Here is a 26870-nt window from a genome sequence, read left to right as displayed (position 1 = left end):
CCTTTTCACCGATGGGTGGGGGGGTGCCCCAACGGTTCCCTCGCCGCCCCTGCACCACCCCCCCCCCCGCCCCCGGCCCCCCCCCCCCCGCGCCCCCCCCCCCCCCCGCCCGCCCCCCCCCGCGACGGTGGAGGCCGTCGGCGAGCGGCTCGCGCCCCTGCTCGCGCACGACCATCACCATGGGGCGCTGGAGCTGCGGCGGCACATCAGGGAGCAGCCGACGCTCGGGGAGGCCGTGTCGCGCTGGGCGACCTGACGGCATGCGCACCGGGGCGCCGGCCCGCCCGGCCGCCTGTTGGACGGGCACCGCTGCCGGTGCCCGTTCCGGCTATACGGCGGGCACCGCTGCCGGTGCCCGTTCGGGCTATGCGGCCGGCTCCGCTGCCGGGCCCATTCCGGCGTCGAGGACGTCCAGGGCCCGGCCGACCGTGTCGACCAGGGTGTCGGCGATCTCTTGCGGTGTGCGGCCCTCACCGCGCAGCCGCATCGCCTCGTTGATCATGGCGGTCACGGTGGTCAGGATGAAGGCGGAGATAGCGCGCGCCGCGACCGGCCCCAGCTGCGCGGGCACCCGGTCGGCCAGGATCGCCGCCAGCTCTTCCTGGTAGCGCCCGCCGCGCAGCTGCAACGCGTCCACCAGCGCCGGGCTGTTCTGGATGATCGCGGCGATGCCCGCCATCCGCTCGTCCGCCCCGATGCGCGGATCCTCGTGCTGCGGCTCGTCCGGCAGCTCGGAGAGCCCGGCGAACATGCGCGGCAGCTCCTCCTTGAGGAACTGCGGCAGGGGCGTGCTCAGGGGAAGCTGGTCGATCATGTCGATCAGATCGGCTTCCACCGGCCGGTGCCAGGCCAGGAGGAGGTCCTCCTTGGCCGGGAAGTGGTTGACGACGGTCTGCTTGGCGACGTCGGCCGCCGCGGCGATGTCGGCGATGGTCACGGCGTCGTAGCCGCGCTCGCCGAACAGGGTCAGGGCCGTGGTGGCGATCCGCTCTCTGGTCTCGCGCCGACGCCGTTCGTGCCGGGATGGCTCGCTACTAGTCATGCTGGTACCGTACCAGAGTTGGTACGGTACCAGCAATGGTACGGTCCCAAGATGACCGCACGATAAACATGTGTTTACGACTGCTCGGGGCTCGCGAGGATCTCGCGCAACCATCCGGGAAAGCCTTCCTCGCCGTTCGTGCCCTTTTCCAGGAAGACGATGTTGTGATAAACGTGCAGGCCGGTGATTGACGCCTCGGTCAGGCTCGGCCGCCGCCCGGCAGCGGTCTCGCGCTCCCGAAAGTGCATGTCGTCCACGAGCTGTTTGACCAACCCCACAGCCGTGTTCGGCTGCGCGACATCTCCGGCGCGGCCCCCGAATTCCGGCAGGTACGACGTCTGGAGGTCCTCGATCACATAGACCCCGTCGTGCCGTAAGTACGGCAGCAACGTTTGAAAGGCCGTCCGGATATCCTCGGCCACATGGCTGCCGTCGTCGATGACGATATCGAAGGGGCCGTATTGTTCACCGACCTCGACCAAGTCCCGAGGCACTCGCTGATCGACCACGGCCGTCGTCAGGCGGCTTTGATTCAACGCTGACTTGTCGAATATGTCGACGCCGACGATGACTCCGCGGTGGAAGTATCTCTTCCACATCAGGAGCGAGGCGCCGCCCAGCTCGCGGTCCTCGCCGCCGATGCCGATCTCCAGCACGCGCACGTCGCGGTCCCTGAACCGCTCGAAGTGGCGTTCGTAGTGCGGCGTGTACCAGTGGAGGCTGGCCCACTTGTCCGAGCCGTGGCGTACGGCGAGGGCGCCCAGGTCAACCGCGTCGTTCCGGCACCCGGCGAGCAGCGTGTCCGTGGCCATGGACGCGTCGCGGAGGTAGCCGAGATCCTCGATCCCCGCGGGGAGGAAGGTGTTGCCGAAGTCCCCGGTACGTCGGCGCCCCAGCGGTCCGAAGATCCGGCGGACGAGGCTCGTGACGTCGAACTCCAGCACCATCTGGACGCCGTCGGCGTCCACCGGGCGGATCGGCTCGTCGCGGCACACGCGGAAGACGGCCCTGCGCCGCCGCGCCCCGTGGGTGACGTCCAGGGCGATGGCGACCGCCGTCGTGTTCTCCGCCGGGGGGCAGCGGAAGGCGATCTCCTCGGTCAGGACGTCAACGACGGCGTCCAGGCCGACTTCGTCGACGAGGTCGGCGACCGCCGCGTCCGAGGCGGTTCCCGCTCCGATGAGCCGCTCGACGAGCTGCGGCTTCTCCTTCGAGGACATGGCGTCACACCGATCCCGTGTCGCGCGCCGTCAGGCGTTTGATGATCATGTTGTCGACCATCCTGGTCGGCAGGAGGTCGATGGTGAGGCTGCGCACCCGGGCGTCCCAGCCCATACGTTGCAGCACCGGGGGGCGGCGCATGGCCACCAGCCGGAGCACCGCGGCGGCCACCGCGTCGGGCGACTGCCCCTTGTGCCGCCCGCGGGCGGCCACCGCGGTGACACCGGCGGCGAAGCCCCGGTAGGACGGGTGGTCCGACCAAGTGCTGCGCCCCGCCCGCAGGTCGGCCAGGATGCGGTCCCACAGCCTGGTGGTGACCGAGCCCGGCTGGAACGCCACCACGGTCACCCCCTGCTCGCGCACCTCGCGGCGCAGCGCCACCCCGATGATGTCGAAAGCCGCCTTGGAGGCTCCGTACGGCCCGCCGAGCGGCAGGGTGAACTTGGCGGCGTCGGAGCCGATGTTGACGATGCGGCCGCCGGCCTGCCGCAGCAGCGGCAGGGTCGCCTGGATGACCGCCACCTGCCCGAGGACGTTGACCTCGAACAGGTGGCGCAGCTCGTCGAGGGTGACGTGTTCGATCGGCGCCAGGGTCAGGGCGCCGGCGTTGTTCACCAGGACGTCCAGGCCCGCCGCACCGACCTCGGCCTCGATGCGCGCCGCGGCGGCCTTGACGTCCGACGGTTCACAGATGTCGAGACGCACCGCGGTGATCGTGCCGGCCGCGGCGGCCAGCCGTTCCCCGTCGTCCACCGAGCGGACCCCCGCGTACACCCGCATGCCCCGGCGGGCCAGCGCCAGCGCGATGCTCTCGCCGATGCCCTGGGAGGCCCCGGTGACCAGCGCGCTACGACCTTCCAACTCCATGGGGGCTGCTCCTTCGCTCGGCGCAGACGTCCGTCGCGGAGGCGACGTCACGGCGGGATCTCAGGAGTAGGACACGGCACGCGGATCGGCGGAACATCAACGTGGCACAGACCCGCTGGTCGGCGCCGATCCTCAGGTGAAGATCAGCGGCTGCTGGTCGGCGACCAGCAGCTGGTGGTGCAGCTGCTGGAGGTCCCGCGTCGGGTCGAGGCCGAGCTGCGTCGCCAGCTGCCTGCGCAGGTCGGCGTACACGCCTAGCGCCTCCCCCCGCCTGCCGCACCGGCTGAGGGCGATCATGAGCTGGGCGCTGAGCCACTCGTTCACGGGATCCTCGACGACCAGGGAGCGGATCTCCGAGATCAGTTCCCTGTGCCTGCCCAGCTGCATGTCCGCCATGATCCGGAGCTCCTGGGCCCGCCTGCGCTCCTCCTCGAGGAAGGTCGCGTACGCGCCCAGGGTCTGGCCCAGCGGCACGTTGCCGAGGGCGGGACCGCGCCACATGCGCAGCGCCTCGTTCAGGGTTATGGCGGCTTCCTCTGGCCGTTCGTCGCCGAGCAGGATTCGCCCCTTGGCGACGAGCTTGCAGAAGATATTGGCGTCGATCATCTCCTCCGGGAGCCGCAGCAGATATCCGTTGGTCTTGGTCATCAGGAGTTTGTCTCCTGCGGGTCCGAGCCGTTCGGCGAAGATTTTGCGAAGGTGATAGACGTAGGTGCGTGCCGTCGCCACGGAGGTGCGCGGCGGATCGTCGCCCCATATTTCGCTGATGATGTTGTCGATGCCCACGATGCGATTCGAATGGAGCGCGAAGAAGGCGAGCACCATTCGTTCCTTGGGTGGGTCGGGAGTAAAGACGGAATTGTCGTCCAGTTCGACCTGGAAAGCTCCCAGCATGGAAATCTTCATCAACCGACGCTCCACAATCTCCTGATTCGTCCTTCGGCTGTTCTGTCATTGCCTGCGGGCGGTCGGCGGTCTTACCGAAGCGCGACGTCACGGCCCCCGTCCCCTTACCGGACGACAGAAACCCGCTGCCGAGAGTGAGAATGGCGGCGCCCGCCACGCCGTCGGACGGTCCCACCGATCCCGGCAGCACCAAGATCACCCCCCTGTCACTCCGGCGAGGCGCACGCTGACCGTCCGTGCACATGCTGTTAGAGCAGCATTTCAATGGGCCTCTACCGTGCTTCTTGATTCCCTCAATGTGCCTCAGCGAGGGTGAAGAAACATCGCGGGTGGCACTGATCTTTTCTGGGGTATGACTGGGTTAACATGCTCGGCGGCCACTCCGTCACTGCGTATCAGCAAGACCGATATGGGGGCCAGGTGCGTACTGTGAGTAACCTGTTATGACGGTCGCGTATTCGAATATGTGTTTTACGCGACGCGAGGTCGATGTCCTGGTTTTGGTGGCCATGGAGTTCGCAAACTCCGAGATCGGCACGAAGCTGGGTATCAGCATTCGGACCGTGGAAACCCACGTCAGGAACATGCTGCACAAGTCCGGCCGCAGGAGCAGGGCAGGACTGGTCGCCCACGGCTACGCCTCGGGAATCCTCCAGCATGGAGTGTGGCCGCCGCAGCGGTCGGGGCAGGTGGCTAGGCGCGGCCATGCCGCGTGAGCGATCGGTGCCGCCTGAAGGCCGCGGCGTGGTCGCCCGCCCACTGCTCGAAGGTCCGTGCCGGCCAGCGGGTGAGGAGCTCGACGGTCGGCTGGACCCTGGCCCGCGCCCGGGTGTCGGCGCCCGCGCGCCCGCCGACCACGGCGTCCACCGACTCCTCCAGCAGGTTGCGCAGCATGGCCCGCCTGGCGCCGGCCGGATCGATCTCCTCGAGGCGCAGCTCCACGCCGAGGACCTCGCTGAGGACGCGCACCTGGTCGGCGAGGGTCAGCACCTCCGGCCCCGTCACCGGATAGGTGCGCCCCTCGTGCCCCTCGCCGAGCAGCACCGACACCGCGACCGCCGCGAGGTCGCGCGGGTCGACGGGAACCGACGGCGACGCGCCGAACGGAGCGCGGACCACCCCGGCGGCGGCGATCCCCGGAGCCCACCGCAGCGCGTTGGACATGAAGCTGTTGGCGCGCAGGATCGTCCACCCGACCCGCGAGCGGCGCAGCGCGTTCTCCGCCTCCACGTGCCAGCGGGCGAGCGCGCCGCCGTTCCGCTCCTCGACGGCGAGCGAGGACAGCTGCACGATGTGCCGCACGCCGGCCGCCGCCTCCACGAGGTTCCTGTCGTGTGCCGCGCGCAGGTGGCCCACGCCGGTGAGGAACACCGACCGGACCCCCAGCAGAGGTCCCGCCAGCGTGGCTGGATCGCCCAGGTCGCCACCGGTCACCTCCACGTCGGGAGGGAACACGGCCCTGGCCGGGTGGCGGGTCAGCACGCGGATCCGCTCCCCCGTGTGTCGCAGCTGCTCCACCACCTCACGGCCCACCGTGCCTGTCGCCCCGCATACCAGAATCATGGCCCCACCCTCGCAAGCCCTCATGGAGCGGAGGTCGAGGGTGATCAGGGCAGGCCGTGGGCGAGCCCCTCCAGGACCATCGCCAGCCGCCGCTCGAACACCACGTCCGGGTGGGCGTCGTTGTCGGCCTCCGCGATGATCCGCCCGAGGTAGGGGTGGCGCCCATCGCCGAGCAGCTCCTTGAGGTAGGGCGCCACCACCTCGCGCCAGGTGGCCTCGTCCGTCCCCGTGCGCCGGCGCGCCTCCGCCTCGGTGAGCTCGGCCTGCACGTACCCCTGGGTGAAGTGCATCGTGGTGGACACCAGGTCCAGCATCCCGTCGACGGTGAGGCCGAGCCCGTCCACGCTTGCCATGGCGTACTCCATCATGCGGACCGCGTTGGGCCCCATGGTCGGGCGCTGGCCGATCCGGCTGATCCACGGGTGGCGGTGGCACAGCCTCCTGCTGCGCCTGGCCAGCTCGGCGAGCTCGGTGCGCCAGTCGGCGACCGGGTGCTCGGCGAGCTCCAGCTCGCCCAGCGCGCTGTCGTACATCAGCTCGATGAGGTCGTCCTTGCCGTTGACGTAGCGGTACAGCGACATCGTGCCGCTGTCGACCCGGTCGGCGATCTTGCGCATGGACACGGCGTCGAGGCCGTCGAGGTCGGCCAGGGCGATCGCGGCCCCGGTGATGGCCTCGTAGTCGAGGGCGGGCTCGCGCCCCGGCATGCTCCCGCGGGCGCGTGCGCGGGCCCGCTCCGCGAGCCGGACCCAGACAACGGGTGGTGATGGCGATCTCATGTGGGTAGACTCCCCGCTCGGATGCATACACCGTACCCATATCCAGCCGGGAGCAGGTATGAGAACGCAGCCCGCAGTCGAGGCGCACGGCATCGTGAAACGCTTCGGCAGCACGACCGCCCTCCAGGGCGTCGACCTTTCCGTCCCCGCCGGCACCGTGTACGGGCTGCTCGGCCCCAACGGCGCGGGCAAGACGACGATGGTCAGGATCCTTTCGACCCTCCTGCGGCCGGACGCCGGCACGGCCCGGGTGTCCGGGCACGACGTGGTCCGCGAGGCGAACGCGGTGCGCTACCGCATCGGATTGACCGGCCAGTTCGCCGCGGTGGACGAGAAGATGACGGGGAGGGAGAACCTCCGCCTCTTCGGCCGCCTTTACCACCTGCCCGGGCGCGTGGTGCGCCGCCGTGCCGACGAGTTACTCGAACGGTTCGGCCTGTCGGAGGCCGCGGAGAGGGTGGTGCGCACCTACTCGGGCGGCATGCGCCGCCGTTTGGACGTGGCTGCCAGCCTGCTGATCGATCCCCAGGTGCTGTTCCTGGACGAGCCGACGACCGGGCTCGATCCGCGCAGCCGCAACCAGGTGTGGGACCTGGTCCGCGACCTGGTCCGCGACGGCACGACGGTGTTGCTGACGACGCAGTACCTGGACGAGGCCGACCAGCTCGCCGACCGGATCGCGGTGATCGACAGGGGCCGCCTGATCGCCGAGGGCACGCCGACCGAGCTGAAAGGCGGCATCGGCGGCACCCGGATCGAGGTCGTGGTCGACGAGGACTCGATGCTGCCCGCAGCCGCCGAGGCGCTCGCCCACGCGATGAACGCCGAGCCCCACGTCGTCCAGGGCGCCAGGCGGGTCAGCGCCGTGGCCGAGGGCGCCAGGGGTGACCTGCTCACCACAGCGGTCCGCGCGCTCGACGCGGCCGGAGTCGTCGTCGAGGACATCTCCCTGCGCAGGCCGACGCTGGACGACGTGTTCCTGCAACTGACCGGCCACACCACCACGGAAGAGCAGGAGGCGGTCTGATGTCGGAGTCCATGGCGCCCGCGGCCGGTGGAGCGCTGTCCCGGATGGGCTGGGCCGTACGCGACGGATGGGCGGTGGCCGGCAGGGAGTTCAGCCAGCTCCGCCACGCGCCGGGTGAGCTGGTCGGCGCGCTCGTCGTCCCGGCGATCATGGTCGTCCTGTTCGGCTACGTCTTCGGCAGCGCGATCGCGGTTCCCGGCGGCGGGAGCTACCGCGAGTACCTCATGCCAGGGCTGTTCGCCATGACGGCCATCACCGGGGTGATCGCGAGCGCCCTGATGATCTCCAAGGACATCGCCGAGGGGGTCATGGACCGGTTCCGCTCGATGCCGATGGCGCGCTCGGCCATCCCCTTCGGTCGGACCATCGCGGACCTGATCGTGGGCGCTCTCACCACCGCGATGATGGCCGGGATGGGGCTGCTGGTGGGCTGGCGGGCGCACAACGGCCTGGCCTCGACGCTGGCAGGGTTCGGCCTGATCCTCCTGGTCAGGTTCGCGGTGAGCTGGATCGGGGTGACCATCGGGCTCTCGATCACGCCCGAGACGGCCGACGCGTTCATCCCGATCATCTTCCCGATCTCGGCGCTGTCCAACAGCTTCGTCCCCACGGACGGCATGCCGACGTGGTTGCGGGTCATCGCCGAGTGGAACCCGGTGAGCGCGCTGGTGGCCGCCTGCCGCCAGCTGTTCGGGAACCCGACCGTCGCGGCAGCCCAGGGGTCGTGGCCGCTCCAGCACCCGATCGCCTCCACGTTGACCTGGTCGGTCGCCATCCTCGTCGTCTTCGTCCCGCTGGCGACGTGGCGCTACCAGAGGACCGCCCGCTAGCCGCGGCAGTGACCTAAACTGCTAGGCAAATAGCTGAATGAGGGGCGAGATGATCGAGTTCTACCTTGACGGCAGATCGGGCGTCTCGCCGTACCAGCAACTCGTCCAGCAGGTACGGCACGCCATGCGGCTGGGCCTGCTGCACGAGGGCGACCGGCTGCCCACGGTCAAGGACGTCGTGGCCAAGCTGGCGATCAACCCCAACACCGTGCTCAAGGCCTACCGGGAGCTGGAGCACGCCGGGCTGGTCGCCGCCCGCCCCGGCGTCGGCACGTTCGTGACGGCCACGCTCACCGACTCGACGCTGCCCGCGCACGCGCCGCTCCGGCGCGACCTGCAGCGCTGGCTGACCAAGGCGCGCCTGGCCGGGCTGGACGACGAGAGCATCGAGGCGCTGTTCATGACCACCTTTCGGACCGCGGCCCAGGAGCACATAGCGTGAGCGCGGTCCTGGCCGCCCGGGACCTGGGCAAGAGCTACCGGCGGCGCCCGGCGCTGTCCGGCTGCACGCTGGACATCCCGGCCGGGCGGGTCACCGGGCTGGTCGGGCCCAACGGCGCTGGCAAGTCGACGCTGCTCAACCTGGCGGCCGGGATGCTGAAGCCGAGCGAGGGCACCATCGAGGTGTGCGGCGGCCGTCCGGGCGACGGGCCTGAGCAGCTGGCGAAGGTCGGGTTCGTCGCGCAGGACAGCCCGCTCTACCCGAGCCTGACCGTCGCCGAGCACCTGCGCCTGGGCGCCGAGCTCAACCCCGGCTGGGACGACGCCCTGGCCAGGAAGCGCGTCGACCGCATCGGCCTCGACCCTGGTCAGCGGGCCGGCAGGCTGTCCGGCGGGCAGCGCGCCCAGCTCGCGCTCACCCTGGGCCTGGCCAAGCGGCCCGAGCTGCTGATCCTGGACGAGCCGGTCGCGGCGCTCGACCCGCTCGCCCGGCGCGAGTTCCTCCAGGACCTCATGGAGTCGGTCGCCGAGCAGGGGCTCAGCGTCCTGCTGTCCTCCCATCTCATCGCGGATCTCGAACGGGTCTGCGACCACCTCGTCGTGCTGGCGGCCGCGCGGCTGCGGCTGGTCGGCGAGATCGACGAGCTGCTGGCCACCCATTACCGGCTGTCCGGTCCTCGGCGCGAGCCTTCCTCGCTGCCCGCCGCGCAGGAGGTCGTCTCGGCCAGCCACACCGACCGGCAGTCCACGCTGGTGATCCGTACCAGCCAGCCGATCCTCGACCCGGCGTGGGCGGTCAGCTCGATCGGGCTGGAGGACCTCGTGCTGGCCTACCTGAGCAGGCCGCCCGAGCCGGTGGAGCCCGCGCGGCGGCGCGCCCTGGAGCCCGTGCGATGACCTGGCTGGCCTGGCGCCAGCTCCGCGCCAAGGCGGCGCTGGTGTACGGCCTGCTGGCCGCTGCCGCCGCCGTCCTCGTCGTCGCCGGGCGGCCGGTGACCACCGACGTCGCGGAGGGTGTCGACACGCTCTACTCCGGCGGCATCCTGGCCGTGTACGGCCTGCCCGCCGTGGTCGGCGTCTTCTGGGGCGCCCCGCTGGTCGCCAGGGAGCTGGCGTCGGGCACCTTCCGCCTGGCGTGGAGCCAGTCGGTCACCCGCACCCGGTGGCTGGCCACCAAGCTCGCGTTCACCGGTGCGGCGGCAGTGGTGGCCGCCGGGCTGCTCAGCCTGGCCGTCACCTGGTGGTCGTGGCCGCTCGACGCGGCCAGCAGGCCCGCCACGATCGCCGTCGCCCGCGAGATGGTCCAGGGTGAGACGTACGCGGCGCGGATGACGCCGCTGGTGTTCGGCGCGCGCGGGATCGTCCCCATCGGTTACGCGGCGTTCGCGTTCGCCCTCGGCGTCGCGGCCGGGATCCTGCTCCGCCGTACCGTGCTCGCCATGGCCGTCACCCTGGCCGTCTACGCCGCCGTCCTGTTCACCGTGACGTTCGTGGCGCGGCCGCACCTGCTGCCGCCCGATCGTGCGACCGTCCCTGTCACCGCGCAGACCCTCGCCAGGCTGGGGTTCGACGGCGCGGGCGAGCCGGAGCAGCTGGCCGTGGCCGGGCCGCCTGGCTCCTGGGTGCTGGGCAACGAGACCGTCGACACGGCGGGGCGGGCGGCCAAGGTGCCGCCCTGGGCGCTCGGCTGCATGCCGCCCCCCGACCTCCCCAGCGCCGGGGAGGCGTGCTTCGACAGGCTGACCGCGCTCGGGTACCGCCAGCGGCTGACCTACCACCCGGAAGGCCACTTCTGGGCGATGCAGGGGATCGAGACGGCGATCTTCCTCGCCCTTTCCGCGCTGCTGGCGTGGCTCTGCCTCGGGATCCTGTGGAGGCTGCGACCGCCCGAGTAGCGTGGTCCTCCCCATCTGAGGAGGCATCATGAGGAAGATCATCGCAGGGCTGTTCATCTCGCTCGACGGGGTCGTCGAGGCGCCGGACCAGTGGCACTTCCCCTACTACAACGACGAGATGGGCGCGGCCGTCGACCGCACGCTCGGCCAGTCGGACACCCTGCTGCTCGGGCGCGTGACCTACGACAGCTTCGCCGGCGCCTGGCCCGACCGGGAGGCGGCCGGGGGCGAGGACCAGCACTTCGCCAAGGTCCTCGGCGACGCCAGGAAGATCGTCGTGTCGAAGCAGCCGCTCGAGTTCACCTGGCGCAACTCCGAGCTGCTCCAAGGCGACCTCGTCACGGCTGTCGCCGCGCTCAAGAACGAGCCGGGCGAGCGGCACATCGGCATGAGCGGGTCGGTCTCGATCGTCCGCCGGCTCCTGGCCGCCGGGCTCATCGACGAGCTGCACCTGCTGCAGCACCCGATCGCGGTGCGCAAGGGCATGCGCCTCTTCGAGGAGGGCGCCGAGCCGATCCCGCTGAAGCTGCTCTCCTCCGAGACGTTCCGGACGGGCGTCCTCAACCTCGTCTACGCCCCGGCCGAGGCGGGCCAGGGCACCTACGACGACGCCAAGGTCCACCTGCCCAGGACTGATCTCTTTATGGATACCTGACGCGGCTCTCCCTAATGTACTAGGAGACTAGTTAAATGGATTAGGGAGAGCTGATGACCTCTGTCCTGCAGGCCCAGGGCCTGAGCAGGAAGTACGGCAGGCGGTGGGCGCTGCGCGACTGCACCGTGGACATCCCGTCCGGCCACGTCGTCGGGCTGGTGGGGCCCAACGGGGCGGGCAAGACCACGCTGCTCAAGCTCGCCGGCGGCCAGCTGCTGCCGACGTCGGGCAGCATCAGCGTCCTCGGCGGCCACCCGGCCGACGGCCGGGAGCAGCTGGCCAAGGTCGGGTTCGTCGCCCAGGACGCGCCCGTCTACGCGGGCCTGAGTGTCGCCGACCACCTGCGCTTAGGCGCCAAGCTCAACCCCGGCTGGGACGCCGGGCTCGCCGCCGACCGCATCGAGCGCATCGGCCTGGACCCGGCGCACCGGGCGGGCAAGCTGTCCGGCGGCCAGCGCGCCCAGCTCGCCCTCACCCTGGGCCTGGCCAAGCGGCCCCAGTTGCTGATCCTGGACGAGCCGGTCGCCTCGCTCGACCCGCTGGCCAGGCGCGAGTTCATGCAGGGGCTGATGGAGGCCACCGTCGAGCACGAGTTCAGCGTGCTGCTGTCCTCGCACCTGGTCTCCGACCTGGAACGCACCTGCGACTACGTGATCGTGCTGGTCGACTCGCGGGTCAGGGTCGACGGACCGGTCGACGCCCTGCTCGCCACCCACCACCGGCTCACCGGGCCGCGCACCGACCCCGACCGGCTCCCCGCCGGATGGCGGCTGGTGTCCGCCCGGCACACCGAGCGGCAGAGCACGCTGGTGGTCCGTACGGACGCGCCGGTGGACGAGCCCGGCTGGGAGGTCAGCAGGCTCGGCCTGGAGGACCTCGTCCTGGCCTACATGGACAGGTCGGCAGAGCGGGAGGCGTCGCGATGATCTGGCTGACCTGGCGTCAGTTCCGCGGCGCCGCCGTGATGACCGGCTCGGCGCTGCTCGTGCTCGCCGTCGCCCTGGTCGCCACCGGGCCAGGACTGGCCTCCGCCTACGCCCGCGGGATCAAGACGTGCGGGGAGACCAACGACTGCGGGCGCTTCTTCGACCGGTTCTTCGACGAGTACACCACCCCGTTCATGGCGGTCACCCTCGCGGTGCTGCTGCTACCCGCCCTGATCGGGCTCTTCTGGGGCGCGCCGCTGATCACCCGCGAGCTGGAGACCGGCACGCACCTGCTGGTGTGGAACCAGACCGTCACCCGCGGCCGCTGGCTGACGGTCAAGCTCACGCTGCTCGGCGTGACCGCGACCGCCGCTGCCTGCGTGCTCGGCCTGGCGGTCACCTGGTGGTCCGACCCGCTCGACAAGTCGGCGGCCCCCGGCTACGGGCTGATGGATCCGCTGGTGTTCAGCGGGCGCGGCATCGCGCCGATGGGCTACGCGGTCTTCGCGTTCGCGCTCGGCGTGGCCGTGGGCATGCTGGTGCGCCGCACCCTGCCCGCCATGGCCCTCACGCTGGCTCTCTTCGCCGCCGTCCAGCTCCTCATGCCGCTGGTGGTGCGCCAGCACCTGATCCAGCCGGTCAGCGGGACGTTCGAGCTCAGCAGGGAGAACGTCGACGGGTTCGGCATCCCGCGCAGCGGGCCGCCGAGGGTCCAGCTCAACGCGGCGATCCCCGGGCACATCGGCGCCTGGGTGCTGACCAGCACCCTCGTCGACCCGTCCGGCAAGGAGAGCCCCGAGGGCAGCGTCGAGGTGTCGACGGTGACGGGGCCGTGCTCGCCCGCCCAGATGCGGCCGCCGGACGCGAGCGGCAAGGACCCGTGCATGAACGAGATCAACCGGCTCGGCTACCGGCAGCAGGCCACCTACCAGCCGCTCGATCGGTTCTGGCCCTTCCAGTGGATCGAGACCGGGATCTACCTCGTACTCACCGCCGCTCTGGTGGGGTTCTGCTTCTGGTGGACGCGAAGGCGGCTGTCATGAAGGTCAGGAGCCTGACGGCGGGCCTCGCCCTGCTGCTGGCGGTCGCCTGCACGGCGCCCACCCCGCCGCGCAGCCTGCCCGGCAGGCCCGCCGGAGCCGCGCCCCTGTGCGCGAGGCCGTCGGGCGGCCTCGCGCCCGAGACGGCCACCACGATCGACGTGGTCGAGCAGGCCTACTTCTGCGTCATCGACCACTACTACAGCGGCGCCACGCTCGACCCCCGCTCGCTGCTGACCGCCGGGTTCGTGGGCCTGACGCGGGAGCTCGGCCGCGCGGGGCGCGACGTGGCGGAAGCCACCATGCCCGCGCTGACCGGCGACAAGACCGCCGACTGGACCGCGTTCGAGGCGACCTTCCGCCGGATCGCCGACAAGGTTCCCGCGCTCAAGGAACGGCTGGCCGCGGCGACGCTGGAGGCGCTCGTGGCCGGTCTCGGCGACGACCACGCCCGCTGGACGCACGGCGGCAGGCGGCCGCCCGACTCCTACGACGGCGACCAGTACGGCCTGGGCCTCAGGACGAACATCGCCAGGGGCGCCGATCCTGGATCCGCGCTCCCCCCGCTGTTCGTCACCGACGTCCTGGGCGGCGCGGCGCAGCGGGCCGGTCTGCGCCCTGGAGACCTCATCGAGTCGATCAACGGCTCTGCGCCGTTCGCGGGAGGCACCATGTTCCCCGCCGCGGTCGCCGCCCTCTCCCCCGAGTATCCGGAGGACTCGCCGGTACGGCTGCGCGTCCTGCGCGAGAGCACGGGCCGCCGGTGGACGGTCTCCCTGAAGCCCGGCGTGTTCACGCCCGACCTGGCCAAGCTGCAACGGGTCACCTCCAAGCTGGTCGGCGGCAGCGTCGCCTACGTCAAGCTGACCGCCTTCGCGCCGGACGCGGCCACCAGGGTGCTCAAGGCGATCGCCACGCTGCGCGCCGGGCGCACGCTGACCGGCGTCGTGCTCGACCTGCGCGGCAACACCGGCGGCAGCGCGGAGGAGCCGACCAAGCTGATCAGCGGGTGGGTCCACGGCAAGGTCACCGCCTACCTGTGCTCGGCGGACGGCCGGTGCGAGTCGGCGCGCACCGACGACACGATCGCGCTGGTCGGGCTGCCACTGGCGGTGCTCGTGGACCGGGGCTGCGCCTCGGCGTGCGAGCACTTCAGCTCGGGGGTCAAGGACCTGAAGCTGGGCATCCTGGTCGGAACCAGGACGGCGGGCGTCATCTCCGGTCCTGCCGCGCCGTACGTGCTGGCGGACAACACGATGGTGTCCTTCCCTGCGAAGCACCACCTGGGGCCGAACCGGGAAGTGCTCGACCGGATCGGGGTGGCCCCCGACCACTACGTGCCGCTCACGGCGCGGGACGCGGCCGCCGGGCGCGACCCCGCCCTCGCCAAAGCCCTGACCCTGGTGGGTTCCTCATGAACAGACTCGTCTGCGCGGCGGTGGCTCTGCTGGCCGTCTCCGCCTGCTCCGCGCCGATCCCGCCCAGGTCGGCCACGCCGAAGCCGTCGACCACGCCCGGCGTGGCCGCGACGCTGCCCGCCCCCACCGGCACCCGTCCAGTAGGCACGACCACCCTGTACCTCAAGGACACCTCACGCCCGGACACCTGGGAGCCCAGCGTGAAGGCGCGCGAGCTCAGGGTCGTGCTCTGGTACCCCACCGCGACGCGCGACGGGCGGCGCGCCGCCTACATGACGGCCAAGGAGTCGGAGCTGGCGCTCAAGGGCGCGCGGGTGACCGGCGTGGCCTACGACGTGTTGAGCAGGACGCGGACCAACGCCGTCCAGGACGCGAAACCGGCTGGTAAGAACCTGCCGCTGGTGGTGCTCTCCAACGGCTTCACCAAGCCCATCAACATGCTCACCTCCCTGGCCGAGGACCTGGCCAGCCAGGGGTACGTCGTGGCGGGGATCGACCACACCTACGAGAGCTACGCCACCACCTTCCCCGGCGGGCGGGTGGCCACGTGCACGGCGTGCGACATGGACACCGACCCGGGCTTCGGCACCAGGACGGTCCTGAGCCGGGCGGCCGACGTGTCGTTCGTCCTGGACCGGCTCGCCGCCTGGGACCGCACCGGCCTGATCGACGGGTCCAGGATCGCGATGGCGGGCCAGTCGATCGGCGGGGCGAGCGCCCTGGCGGCGATGGTGAAGGACAAGCGGGTCAAGGCCGGGATCGACATGGACGGCACCACCTACGCCCGCATCCCGAAGGGCGGGCTGGCGCGGCCGTTCCTGTTCATGGGGTCGCCGACGCACGTCCCCGGAGGCCGCGACATCTCCTGGGATCGCGACTGGAAGCTCCTGACCGGCTGGAAACGCTGGGTCGTGCTGCCGAGCGGCGATCACCAGTCCTTCACCGACCTCCCGATGCTCGCGGGATCGCTCGGCATCGCACCTCCGGGCACGCTGACCGCGGCCAAATCCGTGGAGATCACCCGTACCTACGTCCGCGCCTTCCTGGACGAGCACCTGCGCGGCCGTCCGCAGACCCCGGCCTTCCCCGAGGTCCTCCCCTGCGTCCCGGAAAAGCAGACATGCGGGTGATTTTCCAGGAATGGCAACAAGGTTTGCCATATCCACGCGCGCGGGTGCACCCTCTTCCGCATGAGCACACAACACGGCCACGGGCATGGACATGGGCACGGACACAACACCGACATCGACTGGGAGGTGATGGCCGACCAGCTGGAGAGCAGTGGCGAGCTGCAGCTCCCCCTCCTGCGCCAGACGGCGGAACGCCTGCGCGAGCTGGTCGGCCCGCAGGTGCGCCGCGTCCTCGACGTCGGCAGCGGGCCTGGCGTGATGACCTGCGTATTGGCCGAGGCCTTCACCGAGGCCGAGGCCGTCGCCGTGGACGGCACGCCGGGCCTGCTGGACCGCGCTCTCACCAGGGCCGACCGGCTCGGGCTCAAGGGCCGGGTCACCGTACAGCACGCCGACCTTCCCGAGGGCTTCGCCGACCTGGGCAAGGCCGACGTGCTGTGGAGCAGCAAGGCCGTCCACCACCTCGGCGACCAGCAGGCCGCGCTGGACGCCCTCGCCGGGGTGCTGCGCCCCGGCGGGCTGCTGGCCGTGGCCGAGGGCGGCCTGCCGACGAGGTTCCTGCCGCGCGACATCGGCATCGGCAGGCCAGGCCTGCAGGCCAGGCTCGACATCGTGCAGGAGGAGTGGTTCGAGGTCATGCGGGCGGAGCTGCCCGGCAGCATCTCGGTGGTGGAGGACTGGCCCGAGATGTTCAGGCGGGCCGGGCTGACCTCGGTGGGCAGCTTCACCACCCTGCTCGACCTGCCCGCGCCACTCGGCGAGCAGGCCCGTTCCTTCCTGTACGGTCACCTGACCCGGCTGCGCGACACGGTGAGCGAGTCGCTCGACGCCGAGGACCGCGCCACGCTCGACGTGCTGCTCGATCGCGACTCGCCCGACGGCATCCTGCGCCGCCCCGACGCCTTCCTGCTGTCGGCCGCGACGGTCGTCACCGGACTCGCCCCCTGATGAACACGCGTGGGGTGCTCGCCGGATTATCGCTGTCGATCCTGCTGTCGTCGCTGGGCACCAGCATCGCCAACGTGGGCCTGCCGACGCTGGCCCGCGCGTTCACCGCCTCCTTCCAGGAGGTTCAGTGGGTGGTTCTGGCCTACCTGCTCGCCGTCACCACGCTGATCGTCAGCGTGGGGCGGCTCGGCGACCTCGTCGGCAGGCGCCGGCTGCTCCTGGCCGGGATCGCCCTGTTCACGGTGGCCTCCGCGTTGTGCGGGGCGGCGCCCGGGCTGTGGTGGCTGGTGGCCGCGCGGGTGGCACAGGGGCTCGGCGCCGCCGTCATGATGGCGCTGGCCATGGCCTTCGTCGCCGAGGTCGTGCCCAAGGAGCGGACGGGCCGGGCGATGGGGCTGCTCGGCACGATGTCCGCGGTCGGGACGGCGCTGGGGCCCTCGCTTGGCGGCGCGCTGATCGCGGGGCCGGGCTGGCGGGCGATCTTCCTGGTCACCGTACCCCTGGGGGTGGTGACGCTGCTGCTCGCCCACCGCCACCTGCCGGCGGACCGCCCCGCCGCGGAACGGCCGGGGTTCGACCGGCTGGGCACGGTGTTGCTGGCGCTGACGCTCGGCGCCTACGCGCTCGCCATGACCATGGGGCCCCTCGCGCTGCTCCTGGTCGCCCTGCTCGGCGTGGCGCTCTTCGTGCGCGTCGAGGGTCGGGCGGCGTCGCCGCTGGTCAGGCTGTCCATGTTCGGCGACCGGGTGCTGGGGGCGAGCCTGGTCATGAGCGCGCTCGTGTCGACCGTGCTCATGGCGACGCTGGTGGTCGGGCCGTTCTACCTGTCCAGAGCGCTCGGGCTCGACGCAGCCCTGGTCGGGCTGGTCCTGTCGGCTGGGCCGCTGGTCGCGGCGCTGACCGGGGTGCCCGCCGGGCGGGTCGTGGACCGGTTCGGCGCGCGCCGCATGACCCTTCTGGGACTCGCCGGGATCGCGACCGGCTCCGCCGTACTGGCTCTGACCTCCGGGCTCCTGGGTTACATCCTGCCTATGGTGGCCATCACGGCCGGATACGCGTTGTTCCAGACGGCCAACAACACCGCCGTGATGGCCGGGCTGCCGCCCGACCGGCGCGGCGTCACCTCCGGGCTGCTGAACCTGTCGCGCAACCTCGGGCTCATCACCGGCACCTCCGTCATGGGCGCCGTGTTCGCGTTCGCCTCGGGGACCGCCGACGTCGCCACCGCGCCTCCCGGCGCCGTGTCGACCGGCATGCGGGTCACCTTCGCCCTGGCCGTGCTCCTCATCGCGGTCGCCCTATGTGCAACCCGCAGGTTGCGCGTTAGGGTGGAGATGTGCAACCCTGAAGTTGCACGTCTCGACGACAGTGAAGGAGTATCCCCATGAGTGTGGATCGGATCGAGCGCGAGACCCTGATCGCGGCGCCGCTGGAGCGCGTGTGGACGCTGGTGACCCAGCCGGGCTTCTGGGTGACCGACGACGAGGCGCGGCTGGAGGGCACCGTGGCCAGGGAGGGCGAGTCGACGCTGGGCAAGCACTCCCAGTACGGCGAGTTCCCCGTGCGGGTGGAGAAGGTCACGCCGCAGACCTACGTCGCCTACCGCTGGGCGAGCGCCTTCCCCGGGCAGGAACTGCGTGAGGACAACACCACCCTGGTGGAGTTCACGCTGACCGAGGAGGGCGACCAGACGCGGCTGCGCGTGGTCGAGAGCGGGTTCTCCACGCTGGCCGGGCCGGAGGAGGTGCGTCTGCAGGCGCACAAGGACAACACCGGCGGCTGGCCCGAGGTGCTCGACGCCTTCAAGAAGCGCGCCGAGTCATCCGTGTGACCGAGACCGACCCGGTCGACAGCGTGCTCGTGGCGCTGGCCGACCCCATGCGGCGGCGGGTGCTCGACCTGCTCGCCGCGTACGGCGAGGCTAGCGCGACGGCGCTCGCCGAACGCCTGCCCGTCACCCGGCAGGCCGTGGTCAAGCATCTCGCCGTCCTGGACGCGGCCGGGCTGGTGTCGGCCAGCCGGGTGGGGCGCGAGGTGCGCTATGCCGTACAACCCGCAGCCCTGGACACGACGGCGCGGTGGATGGCCGCGCTCGCCGCCGACTGGGACCGGCGCCTGGCGACCATCAAGCGGCTCGCGGAAGGCGATTCGGCCTAGCCTTCGCCCCGATTCTTGTTCGATCGGACAACGCTTTCGAGGTGCGGCCACCCCAGAGTGGTCGCATGGACAAGCCCCTGCGGTGGTATCCGGTCACCGCGCTCGGACTGCTGGCGATCACCGACATGATCGCCAGCCAGGCGCTCAGCGTCCTCGCCCCGGACATCACCCGCGCGCTCGGCGTCTCCGCCGGGGCGTTCGCCTCGCTGCTCGCCGTCCAGCTCGTGGCCGCCGTGCTGGCGCCCATCCTCATGGCGGCCATAGCCGGCGGCAGGGCGGTCAGGGCGGTGATCGCGATCTCCACCGGGTTCGTGTGGAGCGTCTGCGTGGCGGCGCTCGGGCTGGTCCAGAACATGTGGATGCTCGGCGTCCTCATCCTGATCAACGGCCTGGCCAACGGCAGCGTCAACGCCCTGCACACGCCGCTGCTCACCGACCTGTACCCGCGGGAGGTGCGCGGCCGGGTCCTGTCCCTGTACGGCGCGGCCGGGCCGACGGCCAGCGTGCTCGGGCCGCTGGCCGTGGCCGGGCTCACCGGATGGCTCGGCCTCGACTGGCGGGTGGTGTTCTTCGTGCTCGGCGCGGTCTCGCTGGCCGGATGCGTGGTCGCGCTGCGCCTGCGCGACCCCGGGGTCGGTGCGCGCTCCGAGGGGATGTCCGGGTCATCCATGGCGTTGTTCCGCGTCCCCACGATCCGGCGGATGCTCGCCGGGTTCGCGGTGTTCGGCATGATGCTGCTGCCCGGCGCCACGTTCATGGCCATCCACCTGGAGCAGCGCTGGGGGCTGCAGGCGGAGGCGCGCGGCCTGTTCATGACCAGCTACGCCATCGGCGCCGTCGTCATCCTGCTCACCCTGGGACGCAGGCTCGACCGGCTGTTCCAGAGCGACCCGCGCAGGGTCGTCGTGGTCTGCGCCGTCATCGTGGCCACCTCGGCCGGCGGCATCGCGCTCGGCGCCGCCGCGCCGTGGCTGGTGTTGTGCCTGGCGGCGTTCTTCGTGGCGATGGCGGCGACCTCGCTCATCGTGCCCGTCGTGGCGCTGGTCGGGCTGTCGGTGGCCGCGCCACGCCAGCGGGGGCACTTCGCCGCGGTGTTCACCGTGACGCTCGCGGGCGGCGGGCTGCTCGGCGCGGGCCTGCTGACGGTCATGGAGCGGGCCTTCGGCCCCTCGGGCGCGATAGCGTCGGTGGCCGTGCCCGGAGCCATCGCCGCCTGCGTCATCCTCACCGCGGTCAGGACCGTGCGCGCCGACCTCGAGCCCGCCTATGTTTGAGACCTTGCCGGACGGCCGGCGCCTGCACTACGTGAGCCGCGGGGCGGGCGAACTGGTCGTCGTCTTCGAGTCGGGGCTCGGCGGCACGCGGCTGGACTGGGGGCTCGTCCTGGACGGCGTCGCCGTCCACACCAGGGCCGTCGCCTACGACCGGGCGGGGCTGGGCCGCAGCGACCCCGACCCGTCCCGCCGCGACGTCGCCCGGCTGGCCGAGGACCTCGGCCACCTGCTCGACGGGCTCGGCGGTTCCCGCTTCGTGCTCGTGGGGCACAGCCTGGGCGGGCCGATCATCCGCGCCTGCGCCGCCCTCCGTCCGGAGCGGATCGCCGGGCTCGTGCTCGTCGACCCGGCCGACGAGAGCCTCGACATGTACTACTCGCTGACGCACCGGCTGCTGGTGCGCGGCATCTGCCTGGCCGCCGAGCTGCTGTCGCGCGCCGGGTATCGCACGGTGCCCGGCGGGCCGCGCCCGGCGGTCCCCGCCGCCCAGTGGGCCGGGGCGGAGCGCGAGCTGACCAGCCCGGCCGCGCTGCGCGCCGCCCGCCGCGAGGCCTCCGCGCTGGCCGGCGGCCTGCGCTCGTTGCGCGACCACCCCGTGGCGCTGCCGCCGGTGCCGGTCACGGTCATCAGCGGCACCCGCAGCCGCGCCCCGCTGGTGGCCGCCCACCGCGCCTTCGCCGCAGCCCTCCCCCACGGCCGCCACGTGCTGGCCCAGCGGTCGGGCCACATGGTCCACCACGACCAGCCTGACCTCGTCCTCGCCGAGATCGCCAAGCTCACCGGCCAGTGACGACCAGGGCGGCCAGCATCCACCGGACCAGCTCGATCCACGCCCGCCCCACCCTGCACCCTCCACCCGCTGGAACCTCGAGCCCCACCCTTTGGGACCGTCCGTCTGCACCGGTTTCGGCCCTTTTGGAGCGTGCCATTTCTTGTGTTCCCGCGGTCCATGGGAGAGAAGTGAGGTCGGCATCGAAGGAGGCGCCCATGAAGCGCAGCAGGACGGACATCGTCGTCCAGTCCACGACCGGCGACAAGACCACAGGACTCCAGCCCCGCCAGCACCCCGACCTGCCCAAGGGGGCGATCGTCCACCTCCGGCCGGCCGTACTCCTCAGCGGGGACAAGTCCCGCGTGACCCGCGTCGGCATCAGCCCCAAGCCGCGCACGCCCTCGCCCTTCGGCAACCGGATGGGCGACCACACGATCGCCTGGCAGGTGCACCTCGACGCGATCAAGGCGATGTTCTTCGGCCAGACCCCCAACGCGGCCCACGACCTGCTCAAGTCCCTGCACACCGAGGCCACCCACTGGATGCCCGACGTCAACTCCGACCAGGCCGTACGGCTGAGCTGGCTCGACGACGCCGACGCGCGGGCCGAGCTGCTGGAGGACGCCTCCTACCACACGCTCCACCACCTCACCGACGCCGAGCGCGAGCTGCTGAACGGCCACGCCGACCAGGGCGCGGCCGCCCTCAGCGCGGCCATCGCCCACCACCTGGCCTACGTCAACTACCTGCCGTTCTCCACGGTCCGCAACCTGTCCTCGCGCGGCTCCATCGGCTCGGCCGAAGGCCACCAGCGCAGGATCGTCATGACCTACGAGCGCCACGTCCTCGCCCAGGAGACCAAGAAGCCCGACGAGGGAATGGTCGTGGAGGCCAAGCCCAAGCCCACGCTGCCCAGGAGCGACACGGTCGTCATCACTCCGGAGCAGCAGCCGCCCGTGGAGCTGCCGCCGCAGCCGCCGACGGCCGGCGAGGTGAAGCAGGCGCTGTGGCGGCTGTTCTCCTTCGACGCCGCGCTGCGCGAGACCGGCCTCGACTACCTGCTCGTCCCGACCAAGGTCGCGGCCATGCGGGCCGAGTACGACGAGCTGTCCAAGATGAGCGAGAGCCTCACCAAGCACATCAGCAAGCGTCTGTCCTTCATCCTGGACGTCGACGCGATCAGCACCAAGGCGGACATGATCTACAACGCCTACAAGGAGTCGACCGAGAACGAGCACATCTTCGCCGCTGCCAGCGCGATGCGGAACGCGATCAGGGCGCTGAGCTTCCGCGCCCTGGAAACCCCCGCCCAGCGCCGCACCGCCACCTCCAGCGAGCAGCGCTCCATCGGCGTCCATCTGGGCCTGGCGCTCACGGCCGTCACCGACGCCGAGGACCTGGTCAAGCAGGGCGACAAGCGGGTCGTCTCGGTCATGGCGGCGCTGCTGCACGAGCACCAGCGGCTGTGCTGCATCGCCTACCCGCGCAGCGTCGTCCACTCCGGCTTCGTGCAGCCCTCACCGGCCGACGCGGGCGTCGAGGCGCTCAGGGCGTACCTGGCCACGCGCCATCCGGCGCTCATGGCGGGCGATACGGTGAAGAACCTGCTCACCAACCTCAAGACCGAGCTCGACCGCGCCCCCGCCCTGCCGGGCACCGGCCACTCCAACGCCTGGGTGGGCGTCGACACCGGCGACCCGCTCGTCGTCACCTTCCAGCCGCCCCAGGCCATGGTGATCAACGGCCGCGCGCCGGCGCCGGGCGGCGTGGCGGGCATGGGCTGCCACACCACCGCGTGGATCATCCAGAGCACCGCGGTCAAGAGGCTCCTGGTCCACGCCGCTGACGAACCGAGCGCCCTGGACATCCTCCAGCAGGCCGTCACGGCGGACCTGGCGTCAGAGGTGATGAAGCTCGACGCGCTGCTGCCGCTGGCCCAGATCGAGGCGGGCCAGCTCGACGCCCTCTTCGACGCGGCGGCCGCCACGATGGCGGCGACCTCGGCGGGCGAGGGCGCGACGGCCTACCTGACCTTCCGCAACCTCCTGCCGTACGCCACGGTCGACGCGGGCGACCGCGGCGGGCACGGCGAGACCCTCCAGGCCACGCTCAGGGAGACCTTCGACGACGACGCGCTCGACCAGACCATCGGCCTGCACGTCGCCGACCTGGCCAGCAGGAAGGACGTCTACGTCAAGCGCCTGCGCACCGCCGCTGCCGCCCTGAGGAAGCAGATCAAGGACGGCAACGAGGACTGGACCGCCTACGGCGTCGTACGGCAGGCGGTCCTGGACTCGGCCAAGCGGCTGGCGGCGACGGCCGTGAAGATCGACAAGGGGACGGCCGGCGACGTCGGGGCCGCCATCAGGAAGGCGCGCAAGGACGAGCACGCCGTCCTCTTCGCCAGGGCTCACTCGTAGTAGCGGTAGATCGCCTGGGTGACGCAGGCCGGCTTGTCGCCACCGTCGACCTCGACGGTGAAGTCCATGGTGACCTGCACCCCGCCCTTGACCTCCTCGACCTCGCTCACCCGCCCGGCCAGGCGGATGCGCGAGCCGACCGGGACGGGGGCGGGGAACCGCAGCCGGTTCAGCCCGTAGTTGACGCCCATCGCGATGCCGCGCACCTCCAGCAGCTCGTTGAAGAGCGGGATGAGCAGGGCGACGGTCAGGTAGCCGTGCGCGATCGTCGTCTTGAACGGGCCGTCCTTGGCGCGCTCAGGATCGGTGTGGATCCACTGGTGGTCGTGGGTGACCTCGGCGAAGCCGTTCACCTGCTCCTGCGTGATCTCCATCCAGGCACTGGTACCCAGGTCGGTCCCGGCCAGGGCCTTGATCCCGTCGAGGCCTTCAGCGGTCACGGTCATTTCGCATCCAATCCGAGCAGTCGGGCGGCGTTCAGTTTGAGGATCTTGGGACGGACCTCGTCCTTGATCGGCAGGTTGGCGAAGTCGGCCAGCCAGCGGTCCGGCGAGATCAGCGGGTAGTCGGAGCCGAAGAGCACCTTGTCCTGCAGCAGGCTGTTGGCGTGCTGCACGAGCTGCGGCGGGAAATACTTGGGCGACCAGCCGGACAGGTCGATGTGCACCAGCGGCTTGTGCAGCGCCACCGACAGCGCCTCGTCCTGCCAGGGGAACGACGGATGCGCCAGGATGATCGGCAGGTCGGGGAAGTCGACGGCCACGTCGTCCACGCACATCGGGTTGGAGTACTTCAGCCGCACCCCTCCCCCACCGCGCACCCCGGCCCCGATCCCGGTGTGTCCCGTGTGGAACAGGGCGATCAGCCCCTCCTCCTGGATCACCTCGTAGAGGGGGTAGGCCATCCGGTCGTTGGGGAAGAAGCCCTGCACGTTGGGGTGGAACTTGAAGCCGCGCACCCCGTGCTCCTCGATGAGCCTGCGCGCCTCCCGCACCCCCGCCCTGCCCCGCCAGGGGTCCACGCTGGCGAAGGGGATGAGCACGTCGGCGTTGGCCGCACACTCGGCGGCGACCTCGTCGTTGGGCACCGGCGGCTGGCCGGTCGCGGTCTCTGCGTCCACGGTGAACACCACCGCCGCCATGTTCCGCTGCCGGTAGAAGGCTGCCATCTCGGCGATGGTAGGACGATCGCGCGCGGCTTTGAAGTAGCCGTCCGCGCCTTCCTTCAGCTCCTGCGACAGCGACTCGCCCGTGGAGGAGACCTCGGCGTGGGTGTGGACGTCGATCGCGACGAGCTCCGACAGGTCCATCATGCCGGGATCCCGTACGTCTCCGGCCGCGCGCCCACCGACGTCGGCCAGGCGGTGGCGATCGCGTCGGCGCTCCAGCCGCCGTCGGCGTAGGCGGCGCTGATCTCCTGCGGGTGCGACCACAGGGTCAGCTTGTCGCCGCCGATGCCGATGCACTGCCCGGTCACCTGGGCGGAGGCGTCCGAGGCCAGGTAGACGACCAACCCCGCGACGTCCTCCGGCGCGCCGAAGCCGTGGCCCTTGCGCAGACTGTCGGGATAGGGGTGACCCGCCTCGATGTACGGGGCGAAGGCGGGGATGGTCTTGGTCATCTCGGTGGCCGCGTTGGGCACGACGGCGTTGACGGTGATGTTCGCCCGCGCCAGCTCCATGGCCCAGGTGCGGGCCATCGCCGCGATGCCCGCCTTGGCGGCGGCGTAGTTGGTCTGCCCGAAGTTGCCGCGCTGACCGGCGGGCGAGCCCGCCAGGATGATCCGCCCGCCGTCCCCCTGCTCTCTCAGCTGTTGTACGGCTGCGCGCACGCAGGTGAACGTGCCGCGCAGGTGCACGTTGATGACGGCGTCGAAGTCGTCGTCGGACATCTTCCACACCACCCGGTCGCGCAGGATCCCGGCGTTGGTCACCATGACGTCCAGCCGTCCGAACTCCGACACGGCCCGGTCGACCAGCGCCTGGGCCGTCTCCGCCGACCCGACCGCGCCCGGCTGGGCCACCGCCCCGACTTCCTCGGCCGCCGCCTCGGCCAGCTCCGCGTCCACGTCGTTCACCACCACCGACGCGCCCGCCGCCGCCAGCGCCCTCACGTACGCCAGGCCGAGCCCGCGCCCAGCGCCGGTGACCACTGCAACCTTGCCGTCAAGCCTCATGTGAGCTTCCATTTCGTGATTTTTCCTGAAGCCGTGCGCGGTAATTCCGCCACGAACTCCACATATTTCGGGATCTTGTAGCGGGCCAGCCGCCCGTCCAGGTGGGCCAGGACCTCGGCGGGTTCCACCGGCCGCCTGGCGACCAGGAAGGCCTTGCCGACCTCGCCCCACCTGTCGTCCGGGACGCCGACCACCGCGCAGTCGACGATGTCGGGGTGGGTGAGCAGGGCGCTCTCGACCTCGGCCGGGTAGATGTTCTCCCCGCCCGAGATGATCATGTCCTTCACCCGGCCGACGACCCGGTAGAAGCCCTCGTCGTCGCGTTCCGCCAGGTCGCCGGAGCGGAACCAGCCCTCGTGCGGCGGCTGCCCCCAGTAACCGGCGAACACGTTGGGGCCGCGCACGAGGATCTCGCCCTCGTCCAGGGTCACGTCGGTGAAGAAGGCGGGGACGCCTGCCGTACCCGCCTTGCGTACGGAGTCCTCCGCGCCGAGGTAGAGCACGCCTGGAGCGGCCTCGGTCATGCCGTAGCCCTGCAGGAACGTCAGGCCGCGCGCCTGGTAGGCGTGGATCAGCGGCTCGGGCACCGGCGCGCCGCCGCACTCCAGCAGGCGCAGGCTCGTCAGGTCCGCGCCCGCCCAGTGCGGCGACTGGGCGATGAAGGAGAACATCGCGGGCACGCCGAACATCGCGGTGACCCGCTCGCGCTCGACCGTCTCCAGCACCCGGTCGGCGTCGAACGCCGGGAGGATCACCGACCTGGCGCCCTTGATGAAGGCGGGCAGGAACGACTGGGCGAGGGCGGCGATGTGGAAGAGCGGCGCGGTGACCAGCACCACGTCGTCGCCGCGCAGGTCGATGTCGATGAGGTGGTTGAAGACGTTCCACGTCAGGTTGGCGTGGGTGAGCATCGCGCCCTTGGGACGGCCCGTGGTGCCCGAGGTGTACATGATCAGGCAGACGTCGTCCGGCGGCTTGACGCCTCGCTCCACCGCGGGGAGGTCGAGGTCCTCGTAGCCCGGCCCGGTGACCAGCGCGGACGGGGTGGCGTCGGCGAGGATGTGGTCCAGCTCGGCCCGCGTGAGGCGGGCGTTGAGCGGGAGGTAGACCGCGCCGGCGAGGGCGGCGGCGAAGAGGGTCTCCACCGCCGCCGGGTGGTTCTGGCCGAGGTAGGCGACCCGGTCGCCCGGCCGTACCCCTTGCTCGCGCAGCCGTACGGCCTGCTCGTTGACGCGCTCGGCCAGCTCGGCGAAGGTGACATCGACCCCCTCGTAGGTCAGAGCGACCTTGTCCGGGGACATGCGGGCACGCCGGGCCGGCCACGATCCGATGCCTTGGTTCACCCCTTAAGTTAGGCACATTCATGACTGCCGACACAAGAGTG

General features: G+C 71.2%; 29 protein-coding genes. 19 read left to right on the top strand and 10 right to left on the bottom strand.

What is annotated here, in order from left to right:
• Positions 1–127: 127 nt before the first annotated feature.
• On the top strand, positions 128–256 hold the full coding sequence (locus ACIBG8_RS05945) for a hypothetical protein (RefSeq protein ID WP_397341409.1): 129 nt from the start codon (positions 128–130) through the stop codon (positions 254–256).
• 108 nt (positions 257–364) lie between these two features.
• Here ACIBG8_RS05945 and ACIBG8_RS05940 read toward each other — a convergent pair whose 3' ends face one another.
• The 4 genes from ACIBG8_RS05940 to ACIBG8_RS05925 all read right to left on the bottom strand — a co-directional run bounded on the left by ACIBG8_RS05940 (position 365) and on the right by ACIBG8_RS05925 (position 4036).
• Positions 365–1042 (bottom strand): TetR family transcriptional regulator, encoded by a 678-nt coding sequence (locus tag ACIBG8_RS05940; RefSeq protein WP_397341408.1) that lies wholly within the window; start codon positions 1040–1042, stop codon positions 365–367.
• 74 nt (positions 1043–1116) lie between these two features.
• Entirely contained in the window at positions 1117–2262 is a 1146-nt protein-coding gene (locus ACIBG8_RS05935; protein ID WP_397341406.1) for a hypothetical protein, read from the bottom strand.
• A gap of 4 nt (positions 2263–2266) precedes the next feature.
• Positions 2267–3130, bottom strand: coding sequence for an SDR family NAD(P)-dependent oxidoreductase (locus ACIBG8_RS05930; protein ID WP_397341404.1), 864 nt, complete (start codon positions 3128–3130; stop codon positions 2267–2269).
• A gap of 132 nt (positions 3131–3262) precedes the next feature.
• Complete coding sequence (locus ACIBG8_RS05925; protein ID WP_397341403.1) at positions 3263–4036, bottom strand: BTAD domain-containing putative transcriptional regulator; 774 nt, start codon at positions 4034–4036, stop codon at positions 3263–3265.
• 443 nt (positions 4037–4479) lie between these two features.
• On the opposite strand from ACIBG8_RS05925, the gene ACIBG8_RS05920 reads away from it, so the two are divergent.
• Positions 4480–4752 (top strand): response regulator transcription factor, encoded by a 273-nt coding sequence (locus ACIBG8_RS05920; protein ID WP_397341402.1) that lies wholly within the window; start codon positions 4480–4482, stop codon positions 4750–4752.
• Here the strand turns inward: ACIBG8_RS05920 and ACIBG8_RS05915 are convergent.
• Positions 4730–5599 (bottom strand): NAD(P)H-binding protein, encoded by an 870-nt coding sequence (locus ACIBG8_RS05915; protein WP_397341401.1) that lies wholly within the window; start codon positions 5597–5599, stop codon positions 4730–4732. The genes ACIBG8_RS05920 and ACIBG8_RS05915 overlap by 23 nt on opposite strands.
• Before the next feature lie 44 nt (positions 5600–5643).
• Positions 5644–6306 (bottom strand): TetR/AcrR family transcriptional regulator, encoded by a 663-nt coding sequence (locus ACIBG8_RS05910; protein ID WP_397341400.1) that lies wholly within the window; start codon positions 6304–6306, stop codon positions 5644–5646.
• Positions 6307–6436: 130 nt separating this feature from the next.
• On the opposite strand from ACIBG8_RS05910, the gene ACIBG8_RS05905 reads away from it, so the two are divergent.
• The 17 genes from ACIBG8_RS05905 (at position 6437) to ACIBG8_RS05825 (ending at position 23311) form a co-directional block, all read left to right on the top strand.
• Positions 6437–7405, top strand: coding sequence for an ATP-binding cassette domain-containing protein (locus tag ACIBG8_RS05905; protein WP_397341399.1), 969 nt, complete (start codon positions 6437–6439; stop codon positions 7403–7405).
• Positions 7405–8235 carry an ABC transporter permease gene (locus tag ACIBG8_RS05900; protein WP_397341398.1) on the top strand — a complete coding sequence of 277 codons (831 nt, stop codon included), beginning with the start codon at positions 7405–7407 and terminating at the stop codon, positions 8233–8235. The genes ACIBG8_RS05905 and ACIBG8_RS05900 overlap by 1 nt, the downstream gene beginning before the upstream one ends.
• 49 nt (positions 8236–8284) lie before the next feature.
• Positions 8285–8677, top strand: a complete 393-nt coding sequence (locus tag ACIBG8_RS05895; protein WP_397341397.1) for a GntR family transcriptional regulator — start codon at positions 8285–8287, stop codon at positions 8675–8677.
• Positions 8674–9573 (top strand): ABC transporter ATP-binding protein, encoded by a 900-nt coding sequence (locus tag ACIBG8_RS05890; protein WP_397341396.1) that lies wholly within the window; start codon positions 8674–8676, stop codon positions 9571–9573. The genes ACIBG8_RS05895 and ACIBG8_RS05890 overlap by 4 nt, the downstream gene beginning before the upstream one ends.
• The gene (locus ACIBG8_RS05885) at positions 9570–10571 is read left to right on the top strand and encodes an ABC transporter permease (RefSeq protein WP_397341395.1); all 1002 of its coding nucleotides are present in this window, start codon (positions 9570–9572) and stop codon (positions 10569–10571) included. Before ACIBG8_RS05890 ends, ACIBG8_RS05885 begins: the two co-directional genes overlap by 4 nt.
• A gap of 28 nt (positions 10572–10599) precedes the next feature.
• The gene (locus ACIBG8_RS05880) at positions 10600–11226 is read left to right on the top strand and encodes a dihydrofolate reductase family protein (RefSeq protein ID WP_397341394.1); all 627 of its coding nucleotides are present in this window, start codon (positions 10600–10602) and stop codon (positions 11224–11226) included.
• 53 nt (positions 11227–11279) lie between these two features.
• Positions 11280–12152, top strand: a complete 873-nt coding sequence (locus ACIBG8_RS05875) for an ABC transporter ATP-binding protein (protein ID WP_397341393.1) — start codon at positions 11280–11282, stop codon at positions 12150–12152.
• Positions 12149–13195: an ABC transporter permease gene (locus tag ACIBG8_RS05870; RefSeq protein WP_397341392.1), complete on the top strand. Its 1047-nt coding sequence runs from the start codon at positions 12149–12151 to the stop codon at positions 13193–13195. The genes ACIBG8_RS05875 and ACIBG8_RS05870 overlap by 4 nt, the downstream gene beginning before the upstream one ends.
• Positions 13192–14610 carry a S41 family peptidase gene (locus ACIBG8_RS05865; protein WP_397341390.1) on the top strand — a complete coding sequence of 473 codons (1419 nt, stop codon included), beginning with the start codon at positions 13192–13194 and terminating at the stop codon, positions 14608–14610. Before ACIBG8_RS05870 ends, ACIBG8_RS05865 begins: the two co-directional genes overlap by 4 nt.
• Positions 14607–15740, top strand: a complete 1134-nt coding sequence (locus tag ACIBG8_RS05860; RefSeq protein WP_397341389.1) for an alpha/beta hydrolase family protein — start codon at positions 14607–14609, stop codon at positions 15738–15740. Before ACIBG8_RS05865 ends, ACIBG8_RS05860 begins: the two co-directional genes overlap by 4 nt.
• A 60-nt stretch (positions 15741–15800) precedes the next feature.
• Complete coding sequence (locus ACIBG8_RS05855) at positions 15801–16688, top strand: class I SAM-dependent methyltransferase (protein ID WP_397341388.1); 888 nt, start codon at positions 15801–15803, stop codon at positions 16686–16688.
• Entirely contained in the window at positions 16688–18076 is a 1389-nt protein-coding gene (locus ACIBG8_RS05850) for an MFS transporter (RefSeq protein ID WP_397341387.1), read from the top strand. The genes ACIBG8_RS05855 and ACIBG8_RS05850 overlap by 1 nt, the downstream gene beginning before the upstream one ends.
• Positions 18073–18519, top strand: a complete 447-nt coding sequence (locus tag ACIBG8_RS05845) for an SRPBCC domain-containing protein (RefSeq protein WP_397341386.1) — start codon at positions 18073–18075, stop codon at positions 18517–18519. Before ACIBG8_RS05850 ends, ACIBG8_RS05845 begins: the two co-directional genes overlap by 4 nt.
• The gene (locus tag ACIBG8_RS05840) at positions 18516–18845 is read left to right on the top strand and encodes an ArsR/SmtB family transcription factor (RefSeq protein ID WP_397341385.1); all 330 of its coding nucleotides are present in this window, start codon (positions 18516–18518) and stop codon (positions 18843–18845) included. Before ACIBG8_RS05845 ends, ACIBG8_RS05840 begins: the two co-directional genes overlap by 4 nt.
• A 65-nt stretch (positions 18846–18910) precedes the next feature.
• Positions 18911–20119, top strand: coding sequence for an MFS transporter (locus ACIBG8_RS05835; protein WP_397341384.1), 1209 nt, complete (start codon positions 18911–18913; stop codon positions 20117–20119).
• Between the two features lie 4 nt (positions 20120–20123).
• Positions 20124–20909 (top strand): alpha/beta fold hydrolase, encoded by a 786-nt coding sequence (locus ACIBG8_RS05830; RefSeq protein WP_397341383.1) that lies wholly within the window; start codon positions 20124–20126, stop codon positions 20907–20909.
• Positions 20910–21106: 197 nt separating this feature from the next.
• Positions 21107–23311 carry a hypothetical protein gene (locus tag ACIBG8_RS05825; protein ID WP_397341382.1) on the top strand — a complete coding sequence of 735 codons (2205 nt, stop codon included), beginning with the start codon at positions 21107–21109 and terminating at the stop codon, positions 23309–23311.
• Here ACIBG8_RS05825 and ACIBG8_RS05820 read toward each other — a convergent pair.
• From ACIBG8_RS05820 to ACIBG8_RS05805, 4 genes are read right to left on the bottom strand one after another with little or no spacing between them, the layout of a single operon-like run.
• Entirely contained in the window at positions 23302–23757 is a 456-nt protein-coding gene (locus ACIBG8_RS05820) for a MaoC family dehydratase (RefSeq protein WP_397341381.1), read from the bottom strand. The two genes, ACIBG8_RS05825 and ACIBG8_RS05820, sit on opposite strands and share 10 nt — an antisense overlap.
• Entirely contained in the window at positions 23754–24623 is an 870-nt protein-coding gene (locus tag ACIBG8_RS05815) for an amidohydrolase family protein (protein ID WP_397341380.1), read from the bottom strand. Before ACIBG8_RS05815 ends, ACIBG8_RS05820 begins: the two co-directional genes overlap by 4 nt.
• Complete coding sequence (locus ACIBG8_RS05810; RefSeq protein ID WP_397341379.1) at positions 24620–25486, bottom strand: SDR family oxidoreductase; 867 nt, start codon at positions 25484–25486, stop codon at positions 24620–24622. Before ACIBG8_RS05810 ends, ACIBG8_RS05815 begins: the two co-directional genes overlap by 4 nt.
• Complete coding sequence (locus ACIBG8_RS05805) at positions 25483–26787, bottom strand: long-chain fatty acid--CoA ligase (protein ID WP_397341378.1); 1305 nt, start codon at positions 26785–26787, stop codon at positions 25483–25485. The genes ACIBG8_RS05810 and ACIBG8_RS05805 overlap by 4 nt, the downstream gene beginning before the upstream one ends.
• Positions 26788–26870: the final 83 nt, after the last annotated feature.

Origin of the sequence: Nonomuraea sp. NPDC050556 (assembly GCF_044457355.1) — a bacterium.
Lineage (GTDB): Bacteria > Actinomycetota > Actinomycetes > Streptosporangiales > Streptosporangiaceae > Nonomuraea.
This window is presented reverse-complemented; position numbering and strand designations above follow the sequence as displayed.

Coding starts and splice junctions, on each gene's coding strand:
- ACIBG8_RS05940 (WP_397341408.1), bottom strand. CDS start 1,042: ATGACTAGTAGCGAGCCATCCCGGCACGAACGGCGTCGGCGCGAGACC.
- ACIBG8_RS05935 (WP_397341406.1), bottom strand. CDS start 2,262: ATGTCCTCGAAGGAGAAGCCGCAGCTCGTCGAGCGGCTCATCGGAGCG.
- ACIBG8_RS05930 (WP_397341404.1), bottom strand. CDS start 3,130: ATGGAGTTGGAAGGTCGTAGCGCGCTGGTCACCGGGGCCTCCCAGGGC.
- ACIBG8_RS05925 (WP_397341403.1), bottom strand. CDS start 4,036: ATGAAGATTTCCATGCTGGGAGCTTTCCAGGTCGAACTGGACGACAAT.
- ACIBG8_RS05920 (WP_397341402.1), top strand. CDS start 4,480: ATGACGGTCGCGTATTCGAATATGTGTTTTACGCGACGCGAGGTCGAT.
- ACIBG8_RS05915 (WP_397341401.1), bottom strand. CDS start 5,599: ATGATTCTGGTATGCGGGGCGACAGGCACGGTGGGCCGTGAGGTGGTG.
- ACIBG8_RS05910 (WP_397341400.1), bottom strand. CDS start 6,306: ATGCCGGGGCGCGAGCCCGCCCTCGACTACGAGGCCATCACCGGGGCC.
- ACIBG8_RS05905 (WP_397341399.1), top strand. CDS start 6,437: ATGAGAACGCAGCCCGCAGTCGAGGCGCACGGCATCGTGAAACGCTTC.
- ACIBG8_RS05900 (WP_397341398.1), top strand. CDS start 7,405: ATGTCGGAGTCCATGGCGCCCGCGGCCGGTGGAGCGCTGTCCCGGATG.
- ACIBG8_RS05895 (WP_397341397.1), top strand. CDS start 8,285: ATGATCGAGTTCTACCTTGACGGCAGATCGGGCGTCTCGCCGTACCAG.
- ACIBG8_RS05885 (WP_397341395.1), top strand. CDS start 9,570: ATGACCTGGCTGGCCTGGCGCCAGCTCCGCGCCAAGGCGGCGCTGGTG.
- ACIBG8_RS05880 (WP_397341394.1), top strand. CDS start 10,600: ATGAGGAAGATCATCGCAGGGCTGTTCATCTCGCTCGACGGGGTCGTC.
- ACIBG8_RS05875 (WP_397341393.1), top strand. CDS start 11,280: ATGACCTCTGTCCTGCAGGCCCAGGGCCTGAGCAGGAAGTACGGCAGG.
- ACIBG8_RS05870 (WP_397341392.1), top strand. CDS start 12,149: ATGATCTGGCTGACCTGGCGTCAGTTCCGCGGCGCCGCCGTGATGACC.
- ACIBG8_RS05865 (WP_397341390.1), top strand. CDS start 13,192: ATGAAGGTCAGGAGCCTGACGGCGGGCCTCGCCCTGCTGCTGGCGGTC.
- ACIBG8_RS05860 (WP_397341389.1), top strand. CDS start 14,607: ATGAACAGACTCGTCTGCGCGGCGGTGGCTCTGCTGGCCGTCTCCGCC.
- ACIBG8_RS05855 (WP_397341388.1), top strand. CDS start 15,801: ATGAGCACACAACACGGCCACGGGCATGGACATGGGCACGGACACAAC.
- ACIBG8_RS05850 (WP_397341387.1), top strand. CDS start 16,688: ATGAACACGCGTGGGGTGCTCGCCGGATTATCGCTGTCGATCCTGCTG.
- ACIBG8_RS05845 (WP_397341386.1), top strand. CDS start 18,073: ATGAGTGTGGATCGGATCGAGCGCGAGACCCTGATCGCGGCGCCGCTG.
- ACIBG8_RS05835 (WP_397341384.1), top strand. CDS start 18,911: ATGGACAAGCCCCTGCGGTGGTATCCGGTCACCGCGCTCGGACTGCTG.
- ACIBG8_RS05825 (WP_397341382.1), top strand. CDS start 21,107: ATGAAGCGCAGCAGGACGGACATCGTCGTCCAGTCCACGACCGGCGAC.
- ACIBG8_RS05820 (WP_397341381.1), bottom strand. CDS start 23,757: ATGACCGTGACCGCTGAAGGCCTCGACGGGATCAAGGCCCTGGCCGGG.
- ACIBG8_RS05815 (WP_397341380.1), bottom strand. CDS start 24,623: ATGATGGACCTGTCGGAGCTCGTCGCGATCGACGTCCACACCCACGCC.
- ACIBG8_RS05810 (WP_397341379.1), bottom strand. CDS start 25,486: ATGAGGCTTGACGGCAAGGTTGCAGTGGTCACCGGCGCTGGGCGCGGG.
- ACIBG8_RS05805 (WP_397341378.1), bottom strand. CDS start 26,787: ATGTCCCCGGACAAGGTCGCTCTGACCTACGAGGGGGTCGATGTCACC.